This is a genomic window from Comamonas sp. A23 (assembly GCF_004522605.1).
GTDB classification, from domain to species: Bacteria; Pseudomonadota; Gammaproteobacteria; order Burkholderiales; family Burkholderiaceae_C; genus Comamonas; species Comamonas thiooxydans.
The window spans coordinates 49,655-63,767 of the sequence record NZ_RSDT01000003.1 but is presented as its reverse complement, the minus strand read 5'-3'; the positions used below and the strand labels follow the sequence as shown (position 1 = coordinate 63,767).

General features: G+C 63.3%; 13 protein-coding genes. 5 read left to right on the top strand and 8 right to left on the bottom strand.

Annotated elements, in window-relative coordinates; genetic code table 11:
• Positions 1–60 precede the first annotated feature (60 nt).
• Entirely contained in the window at positions 61–879 is an 819-nt protein-coding gene (locus EIC84_RS08570; RefSeq protein WP_003068291.1) for an RIO1 family regulatory kinase/ATPase, read from the top strand.
• Between the two features lie 114 nt (positions 880–993).
• Here EIC84_RS08570 and EIC84_RS08565 read toward each other — a convergent pair whose 3' ends face one another.
• Positions 994–2,310, bottom strand: a complete 1,317-nt coding sequence (locus EIC84_RS08565) for a dicarboxylate/amino acid:cation symporter (protein ID WP_003068289.1) — start codon at positions 2,308–2,310, stop codon at positions 994–996.
• Positions 2,311–2,525: 215 nt separating this feature from the next.
• Between EIC84_RS08565 and EIC84_RS08560 the strand changes: the two genes are divergently transcribed.
• Both EIC84_RS08560 and EIC84_RS08555 read left to right on the top strand, forming a co-directional pair.
• Positions 2,526–5,189 carry a PAS-domain containing protein gene (locus EIC84_RS08560; RefSeq protein ID WP_003068288.1) on the top strand — a complete coding sequence of 888 codons (2,664 nt, stop codon included), beginning with the start codon at positions 2,526–2,528 and terminating at the stop codon, positions 5,187–5,189.
• 178 nt (positions 5,190–5,367) lie between these two features.
• The gene (locus tag EIC84_RS08555) at positions 5,368–5,904 is read left to right on the top strand and encodes a DUF2867 domain-containing protein (protein ID WP_003068286.1); all 537 of its coding nucleotides are present in this window, start codon (positions 5,368–5,370) and stop codon (positions 5,902–5,904) included.
• 115 nt (positions 5,905–6,019) lie between these two features.
• Here the strand turns inward: EIC84_RS08555 and EIC84_RS26170 are convergent, their stop codons facing one another.
• Complete coding sequence (locus EIC84_RS26170) at positions 6,020–6,328, bottom strand: hypothetical protein (RefSeq protein ID WP_192810460.1); 309 nt, start codon at positions 6,326–6,328, stop codon at positions 6,020–6,022.
• Between the two features lie 109 nt (positions 6,329–6,437).
• Between EIC84_RS26170 and EIC84_RS08545 the strand changes: the two genes are divergently transcribed.
• Positions 6,438–6,872: a GFA family protein gene (locus EIC84_RS08545; RefSeq protein ID WP_237704499.1), complete on the top strand. Its 435-nt coding sequence runs from the start codon at positions 6,438–6,440 to the stop codon at positions 6,870–6,872.
• Between the two features lie 126 nt (positions 6,873–6,998).
• On the opposite strand, the gene EIC84_RS08540 is transcribed toward EIC84_RS08545, so the two are convergent.
• From EIC84_RS08540 to EIC84_RS08520, 5 genes are all read right to left on the bottom strand, one after another.
• Entirely contained in the window at positions 6,999–7,637 is a 639-nt protein-coding gene (locus EIC84_RS08540; RefSeq protein WP_003068280.1) for a response regulator transcription factor, read from the bottom strand.
• Positions 7,638–7,744: 107 nt separating this feature from the next.
• Positions 7,745–8,719 carry a tripartite tricarboxylate transporter substrate binding protein gene (locus EIC84_RS08535; protein WP_003068278.1) on the bottom strand — a complete coding sequence of 325 codons (975 nt, stop codon included), beginning with the start codon at positions 8,717–8,719 and terminating at the stop codon, positions 7,745–7,747.
• A gap of 96 nt (positions 8,720–8,815) precedes the next feature.
• Positions 8,816–9,082, bottom strand: a complete 267-nt coding sequence (locus tag EIC84_RS08530; protein WP_003068276.1) for a DUF2783 domain-containing protein — start codon at positions 9,080–9,082, stop codon at positions 8,816–8,818.
• Positions 9,083–9,250: 168 nt separating this feature from the next.
• Positions 9,251–10,921 carry an FAD-dependent oxidoreductase gene (locus EIC84_RS08525; RefSeq protein ID WP_034362896.1) on the bottom strand — a complete coding sequence of 557 codons (1,671 nt, stop codon included), beginning with the start codon at positions 10,919–10,921 and terminating at the stop codon, positions 9,251–9,253.
• Between the two features lie 254 nt (positions 10,922–11,175).
• A complete protein-coding gene (locus EIC84_RS08520) occupies positions 11,176–12,132 on the bottom strand; it encodes an MBL fold metallo-hydrolase (protein ID WP_003068272.1) in 957 nt (318 codons plus the stop codon).
• Between the two features lie 147 nt (positions 12,133–12,279).
• Between EIC84_RS08520 and EIC84_RS08515 the strand changes: the two genes are divergently transcribed.
• Positions 12,280–13,107: an IclR family transcriptional regulator gene (locus EIC84_RS08515; protein ID WP_003068270.1), complete on the top strand. Its 828-nt coding sequence runs from the start codon at positions 12,280–12,282 to the stop codon at positions 13,105–13,107.
• A gap of 3 nt (positions 13,108–13,110) precedes the next feature.
• Here the strand turns inward: EIC84_RS08515 and EIC84_RS08510 are convergent, their stop codons facing one another.
• Entirely contained in the window at positions 13,111–13,953 is an 843-nt protein-coding gene (locus tag EIC84_RS08510) for an IclR family transcriptional regulator (protein ID WP_003068268.1), read from the bottom strand.
• Positions 13,954–14,113 lie beyond the last annotated feature (160 nt).

The following is a 14,113-nucleotide window of genomic DNA, read 5'->3' as shown; positions in this document are numbered from 1 at the left end:
AGCCACGCGCCCGACAGATCCCACGCCGTGCCATCTCAGGATATTTCCGCCCAAGAGCAGATGCCCTCTGCGCAGAACGCCATCGATTACCAGGCATTTCTGCGCGAGCATCTGGACCAGCCTCACAGCATCATGCGCTATGAACTGGCGCATGAAACCCTTTGGGTCAAGCGCGCCAACCAAGGCAACCCGGCCCTCAACTACTGGCTGCTGAGCGCGCTGGCCAAGCTGTTCAGGGCCGCCGTGCTGCAGCCCGTGCCCAACCCCGGAGGGACCGAGTCCCTGCAAACCGAGGTGCGCCGCCTGCGCAGTTTCAAGGCCAAGGGGCTGCGCGTGCCGCAAGTGCTGGCCACGGACGACCAGGCCTTTGTGATGCGCCATCTGGGCCGCCCGGGCGAAGAAGCTCCATCGCTGAGCAATGCCATCGAAGAAGCGATTGCCCGGGGCGCGCAGCCCACGCTGGAGCTCTGGCGAAAAGGCCTGGAGGCCATACAGCAGGCACATGCCCGCGGCGAGGTGCTGAGTCAGGCCGTGGCGCGCAATATGGTGGTCTGCGCCGACGGGGTCATAGGCTTCATCGACTTTGAAGACGACCCTGCAGCCCATTTACCGCAAGCCGTCTGCATGGCGCGCGATGCGCTCAACTACGCCCAGTCCACAGCGCTGTTTCTGCAGCAGGCTGGTGCGCTGGAGCAGGCCCGGGAGACCTGGCAGCAGTTTGTGCAGCAGCTTCCCGCCGAGGCCCGGCAGGTGCTGGAGCGCACCGTCAACAAACTGAGCTGGGTGCGCTTTCTGCCCCGCAGCAATAGCCTGGGGCGCGACACCCTGCGTGTGCTGGCGGCGCATGACTTGCTGACGACGACCTCACACTCCGCCTGAATGCAATCAAATCAATAGCTATCAGCGCCTTCCCCGGCTGGGCTTAAAGCCTGAAATCCATGAAAAAGCCCCGACCATCAGATCGGGGCTTTTTGGATTGAGGCCTGTGCGTGCTCAAGCGTGAGCGGACACCGCCTCGTTCTCTTCCTTGCCTGCCAGAGCAGCATCCAGCTTTTCGTAGTCCAGCGCGTTTTCCCACTTGGAGACCACCACGGTGGCGACGGCGTTACCGATGAAGTTGGTCAGCGAACGGCATTCGGACATGAAGCGGTCCACACCCAGAATCAGTGCCATGCCGGCCACGGGCACCTCGGGCACAACAGCCAGGGTCGCGGCCAGGGTGATGAAGCCAGCCCCCGTCACGCCCGCCGCGCCCTTGGACGATAGCATGGCAACCAGCAGCAGCGCGATCTGGTGGCCCAGGGTCAGATGGGTATCGGTCGCCTGGGCAATGAACAGCGCAGCCAGCGTCATATAGATATTGGTGCCGTCCAGGTTGAAGGAGTAGCCGGTAGGCACGACCAGACCGACGACGGACTTGCTGCAGCCGGCTTTTTCCATCTTGTGCATCAGCGAAGGCAGGGCCGATTCGGAAGACGATGTACCCAGCACCAGCAGCAACTCGTCCTTGAGGTACTTGATCAGCTTGATCACGGAGAAGCCGCAAAAGCGCGCCACGGCACCCAAAATCACCAGCACGAACAGGGCCGAGGTGATGTAGAAGGTCAGCACCAGCTCTGCCAGGTTGACCAGCGAACCCAGACCGAACTTGCCGATGGTGAAGGCCATGGCGCCAAAGGCACCGATGGGAGCGAACTTCATCACGATGTTGACCAGCTTGAACACGGGCTTGGTCAGGGCTTCAAAGAAGTTCAGCACGGGCTTGCCGGCCTCGCCGACCATGGCCAGGGACACGCCGAACAGCACGGCCACCAGCAGCACCTGCAGGATGTTGTCACCCACGAACGGACTGATCAGCGTCTTGGGGATGATGTCCATCACGAAGCCGGTCAGCGTCATCTCGTGCGACTTGGCCACATAGCCCTTGACGGCAGTCTGGTCCAGATCGGCGGGATTGATATGCATGCCGGCACCGGGCTGCATGACATTGGCCACGATCAGGCCCACGACCAGCGCCAGCGTGGAGAAGGTCAGGAAATACGCCATGGCCTTGCCGAACACACGGCCCACGGCGCTCAGGTGCGTCATGCTGGCAATGCCGGTAACGATGGTCAGGAAGATCACCGGCGCGATGATCATCTTGATGAGCTTGATGAAGGCATCGCCAAAGGGCTTCATGGCTTCGCCATAGGCGGGCTCGAAATGCCCCAGCAGCACGCCCACGATGATGGCGAACACCACCTGGAAGTAGAGCTGACGGTAGAACGGCAAGTGCTCGCGCGGAGCAGATTCTGTGGGCAGAGTGTGCACGCTGCATCTCCAAAATTGCGGGCGCACCACCGTGGTGCGCCGAATTGCTGCCGTTTGTACTCCCGCGCCCTTTTTGTGCCGATAACCCATTGGTATTAGGTCGGGATGCGCTCCTAGGGAGAGCATGCACCAACTTAGGGAAATCCCTAGGCTTCGGAATCCGCACTGAACCTGCTCCAGAGCCACACTGGACTCCTTGATCACCCACTCTCGTCATGCGTCTTGCGCGAAACCTTGCCCGAAACCGACTGTTTCTGACCCTTGTCATCGTGCTCAGCGGCATGCTGCTGAGCATGTGGGCCGCCAGTCGCGTCGCGCTGCAAACCTCTTTGCACGATGAAAGCGAAAGCGTGCAACGCCAGCTCACGCTCTATGCCCAGGCCATGGTGCAGCGCGTGGACCGCTACCGCACCCTGCCCGAGGTGCTGGCGCTCGATGCCGAACTCAAGAGCGCGCTCAGCCACCCGCTCAGCGCCACCGAGGTGGACAGGCTCAACCACAAGCTGGAGCAGGCCAACGGCGCCAGCCGAGCCTCCACGCTGACCCTCATCGACAAAAGCGGCAAGGCCCTGGCCGCCAGCAACTGGCGCGACTCGCACAGCAATGTGGGCGAGGACTACAGCTTTCGCCCCTATGTGACCCAGGCGCTGAGCCAGGGCAGTGGCCGCTTCTACGGCATCGGCATGACCACGGGACTGCCCGGCTACTTTCTCTCCCAGGCCATTCATGATGATGACGGCTCGGTGCTTGGGCTCATCGCCATCAAGATCCTGTTTCAGGAGCTCGAAGGCGAGTGGAGCCAGTCGCCCGACATCGTCTTCGCCTCGGACGAGCATGGCGTGGTCTTTCTCTCCAACCGCGACGAATGGCGCTACCGCCTGCTGGAGCCGCTGTCCAGCAACGACCAGCAGGAGGTGCGGGACACCCATCAATACGCGGGCCAGGCTCTGATTCCGCTCGGCTACCGCACCAGCCGGCAGCCTGCGGGCATCGGCATGCTGGCCCATTTCAGCCAGCCTCCGCTGGTCGACCCCATGCTCTGGCTGCGCATGGAACTCCCCGAAAGCCAATGGCAGCTGCATCTGCTGCACGACATCGTCCACAGCCAGACGGCCAGTCACTGGGCGGCAGTGGCCGCCGGCGGCCTATGGCTGGCCGCCTCGCTGCTGGTGCTCTATATCCGCCAGCGCCAGCGCCTGGCGGCCCTGCGCCAGCGCAGTCGCAAGGAGCTGGAGACCGTGCTGCACCAGCATGCGCAGGAGCTGCGCACGGCCCAGGACGGCATTGTCCAGGCCGCCAAGCAGGCCGACACCGGACTCTCGCGCAGTCTGCAGCATCTGCCGCAAGGCGTGGTGGTGGTGGACCCGCAGCTGCGGCTGGTGGCCTGGAACTCGCGCTATGTGGAGCTGTTCCGCTACCCGCCCGAGCTCATGCATGTGGGCCAGCCCATCGAGGCCCTGATACGCCACAACGCCAGGCGCGGCCTGCTGGGCAAGGGCGATGTGGAGCCTGCGATCCAGCGTCGGCTCCAGCATCTGCGCAGCGGCAGCCCCCATCTGCACGAAAGCGCCAAGGGCGACGGCACGGTGCTGGAGATTCGCGGCAACCCCCTGCCCGATGGCGGCTTTGTCACCAGCTATGCCGACATCACCAGCTACAAGAACACGGCGCGCGAGCTGCGCAATCTCGCCGATACGCTGGAAAAGCGCATTGCCGACCGCACCCGGGACCTGGCCCAGGCCAAGCAGGAGGCCGAGCGCGCCAACCGCTACAAGACCCGCTTTGTCGCCTCGGCCGTGCATGACCTGCTGCAGCCGCTGAATGCGGCGCGCATCTTCACCAGCCTGCTGCCCACCTATCTGCACGATGAGGCCGGCCGCCAACTGGCCCAGCGGGTGGACAAGGCACTGGCCTCTCAGGACGCCATCCTCACCAGCCTGCTCGACATCTCGCGCATGGAATCGGGCCAGCTCGAAGTCCGCGTGCGTGACTTCGCGCTCAACTCTTTGCTGGAAGTGGTGCACAACAATTTTGCGCTGCAGGCCGAGAACGAAGGCCTGAGCCTGCACTGCATGCCCAGCCGGCTGATCGTGCGCAGCGACGAAGCCCTGCTGCGTCGCATACTGCAGAACTTTGTCTCCAACGCCATCCGCTATACGCGCAAGGGCCGTATCGTCGTGGGCTGTCGCCGCCAGGGTGACCAGGTGCGCATCGAGGTGCATGACCAGGGTCCTGGCATTCCCCAGAGCCTGCAAAAGGAAATCTTCGAAGAGTTCCGCCGCCTCGACGAAGGCCATGCCGACGACCGCGGCACCGGCCTGGGCCTGGCCATCGTGGAGCGCCTGGGCAGATTGCTGGACCATGAGATCGGCCTGCGCTCCACCTTGGGCAAGGGCAGCGTCTTCTGGGTCAAGGTTCCACTGGGCCAGGCCGCTGCATTGACGCCGGTATCGCAGCAGCCTTCTCCCAGCGCCCGCGTGGACAGTCCGCTGCAGGGCGGCACCGTCTGGTATGTGGAGGACGATCCCGCCACCCGCGACGCCACCTGCGCCCTGCTCGAGCGCTGGGGCTGCGATGTGCCGCTGGCCGCCAACGCCCCCGAAGCCCTGGCCTATGCAGCGCCCGGCAATGCTCCGCAACTGGTGCTGCTCGATGTGCATCTGGGCCAGCTCTACGGCCCCGATATCTATGCCCAGCTCTGCGAGCGCTGGGGGCAGCAGCCTCCGGTCATCCTGCTGACCGCTGAAGGCGACAGCACCCTGCGCCGCCAGGCTGCCGAACGCGGCTGGGGCTTTCTGGCCAAGCCGGTCAGGCCGCCGGCGCTGCGGGCGCTGATGAGCCAGACCTTTTTGCGCGGACGAGAAGGCGGGAGCGCCTGAAAGCCAAAGTCACTTCCAGCTGCAGTGCCTTCAGTACATTGCGCTACAGCTATGAATTCAGGAGCAAAATCGGTCTGCACGCCATGACTGTACAAGCCGAGTGGCGGATTCTTCGATATGCTGCATCAGCCTCTGCGGCTTTCAGGCACGCGGGCCGTTCAACCCTGACAGAGACAGCATGCACCATCATCCCGTTGAATCCGCCGTTCCGCCCGGCAGCCGCATCGCACAGCGATTGGCCGGGGCCAGCTTTCACGACTCCTGGAGCATCGTCTCGGACGCCACAGGTCTGTCTGCACTGGAGCACTTCATTCTTGCCGCGCGGAAAACGCCGCGCTGGATTGAAATCTGCATGCGTGCGCGCAATCTGGTCGGCGGTCTGGTGGGACTCAAGAACCTGGGCACCTTGTCGGCCCTGAAGCCCGGCAAACCAGCAGCCAGCTACGGCCCCGGCGATAGGGTCGGCATCTTCACGGTGTTCGAAAACACCTTTGATGAAGCCCTTATCGGCGACGACGACAAGCATCTGAAGGTCGTGCTCAGCATTCACCGCAAGAGCGACATCAGCGCCCTGGACACCGTCATCACCGTCACAACCGTCGTGCATGTCAAGAACGCACTGGGGCATCTCTACATGCTGCCCGTCAAACCCATGCACAGGCTGATCGCTCCTGCCGTTCTGTCCTCCCTGGGAGGACGAACCCATGCTGCATGAGGAGACACACCTGTGCATGCCTGCTCTTGCCTAGACGGTTGCCAAAGACATGCGCGACTATGACAGCCTGGCTCATCGACACAGCAGCAAAGACATGTGCGTGGAAAAGCCCATGTCACTCATTGCCAATCTGATCGGCTTTGCGCCTGCAGAGGAAGACTTGCACTATGCGCTGGGCTTTTATGCCGGAGGCAGCGGCATTGACGACCGCCTGGCTGTGCGCTGCCGGATCGATCTCGCTCATTGGCCCGATGTGGTCAGCAGGCTGCGTCTGAAATCCGTGCATGAAGTATCGTGCGACGCCGACTGGCAAGAGGATTTCCTCTGACTGATCGATGCGCAAGATGCCCAAGGCCCGCTCCAAGCCCATTGTCATCGCTTCATCAATGCGGCGAGACAGGTTTTTCAGGACGAGGTCGATCATTGCTGGGAGATCTTTTTCTCCCACGGCAGCGATATCAACGCATGGTGTGCGGTCTGGCGTAGCCAGGAGCATCTGAACTATCTAAGCTTCGATCAAGGCTGACATCTCGATGGCAGCCCGTCTCAACACAAGGGGTCGCCAGATGCTGAAATCCTATCGTGCCAGCTGCCATTGCAGCCGGGTTCAGGTTGAAGTCGGCCTCGATCTGAGCCAGCCCAGCTATCGCTGCAACTGCTCCATCTGCAGGCGCAGCCGGTTCTGGCCCGCCATCGCCAGCCCCGAAAATTTCCGCCTTATTACAGGTGAGAAGGAACTCACCCTCTATGTGTTTGGCTCGCAAAAGAACCAGCATTTCTTCTGCAGGCGCTGCGGCATCCGCGTCTTTGGTGTGGGCCACGACACGCCGATAGGCCAGATGTACGGCATCAATATCGGTTGCCTGGAAGAGCTGTCGGAAGAGGAGCTTTCGCGAATTCCCGTCACGTATGTCGATGGCATGCACGATCGCTGGGATGCAACGCCGGAGTTTTTCGCGCACTTATAGCCATCGAACTGCGACGACAGTTTGCAGCGGCAAGCTGCACAGAAACGAGGTCAGAAAGGCCTCAATCCATGGCCAACAAAGCGCAGCAAGCTATCAAGACAGATGACTCTTGAGGCACCAGGGCAATCAAACCTCGTGATCGTTTTCCAGGCTCTTGACCAGCACTGCCGCCTGGGTGCGTGAATAGCATTCGAGCTTCTTGAGAATCGCCGTCACATGGACCTTGACGGTGTTCTCAGCCAGGCCCAGTTCGTGCGCGATCTGCTTATTGAGCAGCCCGTCGGCAATGCACAGCAGCACGCGAAACTGCTGGGGCGTGAGCTGGGCCAGACGAGCGGCCAGGGCCGCATCGGCCTCCGAGCGCTCGGCCACCATGGAGGGAAAGCTGATATCCCCGCTCAGCACATCGTCAATGGCGGCACTCATATCGTCGGCAGCCGCAGACTTGGAGATAAAGCCTGCCGCCCCGAACTGCTGGGCGCGACGGATGATGCGAGGGTCGTCATTGGACGAGATGATGATCACCGGAACCTGCGCATATTCGCCGCGCAGATGCAGCAGGGACGAGAAGCCGCGCGCGCCGGGCATGGCCAGGTCCAGCAGCACCAGCTCGATTTCAGGATTCTCCTGCATCGCTGCGCCCAAGGTCTGGGCGCTGGCCGCCTCCACAATGCGAAATTGCGGAAAGCGGTCGTGCAGCACCTGGATCAGCGCTGCGCGAAACAGCGGGTGATCGTCGGCAACGAGAAGAGTGGGCTCGGACATGGCCCGGAGTCTGCCACGGCTGGCACGGCGCTGCATCTGCAAAAACGCATATCCCGCAGCGCCCGGGCCTGTCCGTTACCCAGGCTGCGGCCCACTGAGTCCGGCTCTCAATCGAGCTTGATGTTGTTGGCCGTGATCACGCGGCCCCATTTGCTGCGTTCGTTGCTGACGAATTTCTCCATCTGCTCGGAGCTGCCGGGCATGGGCTCTACCCCCATGGCCGCCAGACGGGCCTTGGTGCGCGTGTCGGCCAGCGCAAACTGCAGCGACTGGCTGAACTTCCTGACCACCTCGGCCGAGCTGCCCTTGGGCACGACGATGCCCTGCCAGGCATAACCTTCGAAGCCCTTGAGGCCTTGCTCCTGCAAGGTGGCGACCTTGGGCAGCACATCGATGCGGGCCGGGCTGGCCACGCCTATGGCCTTGAGCTTTTTCTCGCCGAGGAAGGGAATAATGGTGGCGCTATCGGCCCACATGGCAGGTATCTGGCCACCGATCACATCCTGCACTGCGGGCGCAGCACCGCGATAAGGAACATGGGTCATATTGCCCAGACCGGCTTCTTCGCGGAACAGCTCGCCAACCAGATGATGAGGGCTGCCCAGGCCGGCCGAGCCCCAGCTCACGCCGGTCTTCTGCTGCTTGGCCCAGGCGACAAACTCGCTCAGATTGCTGACCGGCACATCGTTGTTGACCACCAGCAACATGGGAAAGCGCACCAGCATGCCCACGGGCTTGAAGTCCTTTTCGGCGTTGTAGTTGAGCTTGCGGAACAGAAACGGATTGGCAGCCAGCGTGGCGAAGTCGGCCGTGAACATCAGGTTGCCGTAGTCATGCGAGCGCGCGCTGTACTCGGCCGCGATATTGGTTCCCGCACCGGGCTTGTTGTTGATGACGATGGGGCGCTCCAGATTGCGGCCCATGGTTTCGGCAATCACGCGGGCCACCACGTCGGAGCCCCCGCCTGCGGCGTAGCCTATGACCCATTCCAGGGGCTTTTCCTGCGCCATGGCGGCCGGCCCTGCAGCCCATGCCAGCGTCGAGCAGGCCAGTGCGGCCAGAAATTTTTTGCGTTGCATCATCCTTGTCTCCTTGATTCATGGCCCCTTGAATAGATTTTGGTGACGGGGCCTTTAGGGGATGGCGCAGCTGCCGCCAGGCCGGCGGCTTGCTGCATCTCAAGCGGCAGCGTGTACCGGGGCAACCGGTGTCACGGCACCGCGCTCGGCCGGGTCCGCACCGGCAGGAGCGAATCCTGCGCTGGCGCGGGCCAGTTCGAGCGCATGCAGCAAGGTCTCTTGATGGCCGATGTGATTGGCCAGCAGCAGCACCAGGCGGGCATTGAGGGCGTGGCTTTGCGCGGTTTCCAGGCCCTGATGCGTGGCGATCAGGGCTTCATAGAAATCGTCGCAGGCCTGCAGATTCGGGTGAGTGGACAGCAGCATGGCAGTCTCCTAAAAAAGGGGGGGAATCCTCAGAGGGTGTTGCACTCCACCAGGGACAGCGAGCAAGGACTTGGGCCGGCCACGCCGCCCCGCAGCGAAGCTGTCGTCGGTTGCCCGCATGCCCCCTCCCGCGTAGCAAGAGAGGACGCCTCAGGGGGAGCCTTCATTTCAACCGCCGGCGCGCTGCAGCGCGGCACGCACGGCAGCCTCGTCGGGACGGCGCCAGCGCGCGCAGACATGCTGATCGGGGCGCAGCAGGTAACTGGTGCCGGGGCGCGCATCCAAGCGCTGCGCGGCCAGACCCTGGGCATCCAGCAGATCGGCTTGCGCGGCCCCGGCATCGCCCTCGGCGGCAATGGAGAGATTGAGCACACCGGTCAGCTCGCGCGCCCAGGCCGGCGTGGGGCCGAAATGCAGCAGCGTGAAGTCCGGGCCCAGGGAGCGCAGCAGCCAGGTGGTCTGGCTGTTGCCGGGACGGCGCATGGGCGCATCGCTGAGCACGGCGCCGGGCAGTTGCGAGCCTGCGAAGACCTCGCTGTCCGGCGTGTTGAGCGAGGAATGATGCAGCGTGGCCGGCACCGACAGACGACCGCTGTTGACGATGCGACGCGCAAACTCATGCTCGCGCGCCAGCTCCAGCGCCGCATCGCGAAACAGGCGGCTGATCTCGCTCTTGGGCGTGATGAAGTCGGTGGCGCGCGTGGAGTTGCGGATGTTCTCGTCGGCCGCGTATTCGCGCTCGGCGCCGTAGCTCGCGATCAGCGCAGAATCGGCCTGACCGCGCAGCACGCGGTCGAGCTTCCAGGCCAGGTTCTCGGCATCCTGCACGCCGCTGTTGGCGCCGCGTGCGCCGAAGGGTGATACGCCATGCGCGCTGTCGCCCGCAAAGACCACGCGGCCGTGGACGAAGCGGTCCATGCGCAGGCAGGCAAAGGTGTAGACGCTGGCCCATTCGAGCTCGAAGTGCGCGTCCTTGCCCAGCAATGCGCGGATGCGCGGCAGGATGTTCTCGGGCTTTTTCTCCTCCTCGGGATCGGCCTCCCAGCCCAGCTGGAAGTCGATGCGCCAGACATCGTCGGGCTGGCGGTGCAGCAGCACGCTCTGGCCCGGATGGAACGGCGGATCGAACCAGAACCAGCGCTCGGTTGGGAAGTCCGCATGCATCTTCACATCGGCAATCAGAAAGCGGTCGCGGAAGATGCGGCCGTGGCTTTCCTGGCCCAGCAGGCCGCGCAAGGGCGAGCGCGATCCGTCGCAGGCCAGCACCCACTGGGCATCGATCCGGTAATCGCCCTCGGGCGTTTCCACTGTCAGTTCCGCCCCATCCTCGCGCGGCGCCAGCGCCGTGACCTTGTTGTGCCAGCGCAGATCGATCAGCGGCAGCTGCAGGGCGCGCTCGACCAGATAGGCTTCGGCGTAGTACTGCTGCAGATTGATGAAGGCCGGGCGCTCGTGGCCGGCTTCGGGCAGCAGGTCGAACTGGTAGAGCGACTGATCCCTGGCAAACACCTTGCCCAAATTCCAGGACACGCCCTTGTCCACCATGGGCTGGCCCACACCCAGGCGGTCCCAGATCTCCAGCGTGCGCTTGGAAAAGCAGATGGCGCGCGAGCCCGTGGACAGCTTGCAGTCGTTGTCGAGCACCACCACCGGCTGGCCGCGCTGGGCCAGATCGATGGCCAGCGACAGGCCCACGGGCCCGGCGCCGACCACCACCACGGGGTGGCGAGCCGGCGCATCGGCATCCTGGTCCGCATGACGCCGATAAGGAATCTGGATGGACTGGATGTCGGCGGCGCTGCCGCGCAGGGCGTCAAGAGAAATGGCGGTGGTGGACATGGCGTTCATCGGTGCGCAAACCTTGAAAAGCGTGGATCTGTTTCTTGGGGCAAAAGCCGCCCCTCCGGCTCTTTGCGACCGGATTCAAACTCTGTTTTTTTGATAGCTGCTACCGCTCTCCAGGCATTGAATTCAATGTTTTTTCTATTTGAATTCATTACAAATCAAGCGCAAGCAGCTCCTGTTTTAGATAGCTTCGCCGTAGACCGCCGCGCCTGCGCAAGAGACTGCCAGCCGGGCGGCCCAGGAGGCGACTAGCCTTCCAGCGCCAGCCACATCTCGCGGTCGCGCTCGGCAGTCCAGATGCGCGGGTCGGCGTGGCCCGATGCCTCGTCATAGGCACGTGTCACGTCAAACGGCATGCAGTGGTTGAAGATCACCCAATGGCCGTATTTGGGCTGCAGCTTGGCAAAGGCTGCCTCGTAGACCTTGCGCAAGTCCTGACGCGCATCGGCGCCGGCCTTGACCTCGGCCCACAGGTCGCTGATGAAGTTGCGCGTGCCCGCCAGGCCGGCCTGCACTTCGGCGGCGTTCTGCAGCGCCGCACCGCGGCCGGGCACCAGCTTTTCGGGCTTGAGGGCGGCAATCGCATCCAGCGTCTGCGGCCAGTCCTGGAAATAGGCGTCGCCGGCATAGGGCGTGGCATCGAACTCGACCAGATCGCCGCTGAACAGCACCTTCTCCTGTGGCAGCCAGACCACGGTATCGCCCTTGGTGTGGCCACGGCCCAGCTGCAGGATCTGCACCTCGAGCTTGCCCAGCCACAGCGTCATCTTGCCGGTGAAGGTCATGGTCGGCCAGGTCATGCCATCGGGCACGCTCTCGACGTTCTGGAACAGGCGCGGAAAGCGGCCGATCTCGCTGGCCTTGTCCTGCTCGCCGCGCTCGACGATGAGGTCGTAGGTGTCCTGGCTGGCAATGATGTGCTCGGCGCCGTAGGCCGAGGCACCCAGCACGCGCACCGCGTGGTAATGCGACAGCGTGACGTATTTGATGGGCTTGTCCGTGACCTCGCGGATGCGGCGGATCACGTCCTCGGCCATGACGGGTGTGGCCTGGGTGTCGATGACCATCACGGCGTCGTCGCCAATGATGATGCCGGTATTGGGGTCGCCCTCGGCCGTGTAGGCATAAGCATGTTCGGAGAGCTTGTCGAAGCTCACCTTCTTGACTTCAAGGTCGGCGGCGGAGGCAAAGGTCTTGGTGCTCATCGTTGCAATCTCTTTGTTTTAAACAAATGCATTCAGCTTTATCGAATTTCTGAATGCTAGATATAAATTCAACATTGCACAATCGATTTGTCATAGTGAAAAACCCTTGAGGCTTTCCAGCCGCTCTTCCACCGTCACAATGCCGTCATGCCTCATGCCAACTCTTCTTCGACCAACGCCCGTTTGATGCTTGAATCCAGTGACGACGAACCCGCGCGCGCACCGCGCGGCATACAGAGCGTGGAAGTCGGCGGCCAGTTGCTCAAGGTGCTGGCGCGCACGGGCCGGCGCATGGCGCTCAAGGATCTGGCACGCGAGGCGGAGATGACAGCAGCCAAGGCCCACCCCTATCTGGTGAGTTTTTGCAAGCTGGGCCTGATGGAGCAGGATCGCGTCAGCGGCCATTACGGCCTGGGGCCGCTGGCCATTCAGATGGGGCTCATCAGCCTGCAGCAGGCAGATCCCGTGCGCATGGCGATTGCCGAGCTGCCCGCCCTGGCGCAAGAGGTGGGCTACACCGTGTCGGTTTCCATGTGGAGCGGCCAGGGGCCGACCATCATCCGCGTCGAAGAAGGCCCGACCCATGTCTATGTGGCCATGCGCCACGGCACGCCGGCCTCCTTGCGCCATACCGCCACGGGCAAGATTTTTGCGGCTTTCGGCGACCCGGCCCGTATCGCACCGCTGCTGCAGGCCGAAGGCCACAGCCTGGACGAACCGACGTTTGCCAAGGAACTGGACGCCATTCGCCGCAACCACCTGAGCGTGGTCGAGAACCAGTTGCTGTCGGGCGTAAGCGCGCTGGCGGTGCCGGTGTTCGACGGCTTCGGCCAGTTGGTGCTGGCGATTGCCGCCATCGGCCCTTCGGTCACGCTGACGCTGGACCCCGCTGGTCTGCCGGCCCAGAAACTGCAGGCCCAGGCCCGTCAGCTATCCCTGCGCCTCGGAGCACCGGCTGTGCTGACCGGGGCCTGAGACCTAGGCTCGGTAGCCCAGCGAAGCACTGATACTGCGCGCCTCTTCGCGTACAGCCTGGGCAATGCGGCCCTGCGGATCGGGGTCGAAGCCGCCGCTGGCCCCGAGCGCGCAGAGCACGGCCACCACATGACCGTTGTAGTCGAGCAAGGGCGCCGCAACGGCGCTGATGCCAGGCAGATTCAGGTCCCGGATCGCCGCACAGCCGGCTGCGCGAATCTCGCTGCGCAGCTGCTCCAGAGGCTTGCTCGCATGCAGCAGACGGCGATGCTCGGGGCTGGCGGCATCCAGCTCACGCGCCAGCAGCGCCTCGACCTCGGGCTGCGGCTCCATGAAGGCAAAGAATGCGCGCCCCGTGGCCGACCACAGCATGGACATGACCGAACCCACACGCACATTGACGGTAATGGGCAGGCTGGGCTCTTCGAAACGCACGATGGTGGGGCCCATATTGCCCATGACCGCGACAAAACTCGTGACCTGCAAGGACTCGCGCAGATGCTGCAGGGCCGGCTCGGACATGCGCACAGGATCGTTCTGGCGCATCGCAGCCAGGCCGATGTGGATGGCCTCGCGTCCGAGCGCGTACTGGGTGCCGCCACGATCCTGCTCCACCAGGCCCTCGGCCATGAGGCTGGCCAGATAGCGATGCACCTTGGCCGGGCTTTCATCGACGGCAGCCCCGATGGCCGTGAGGCTGGCACGACCGCCCAGCCCGGCCAGTGCCTTGAGCACGGCCAGACAAGTCTCCGCTGCCTGCACACGCTGGCGACGTTGATCCGGCTCTTGCCGGGCATTCTGCGACGCCACTCTTGCTGCGGGGCTGGCTGCTTGCCGCTTCGCCATCGCCAAAGTCTTCTTCTCGATTTTCATAGCCGGTTGCGCCTGTCTCGTAAGCCGTTGAAGACATTTTCACGCATGTCTCGTGCTGGCTCTCGGGTAATCCCTTGAAGCATATTTACGCTATGCGTATAAAAATTACGCAAAACAATTTCCGTATTAAAGC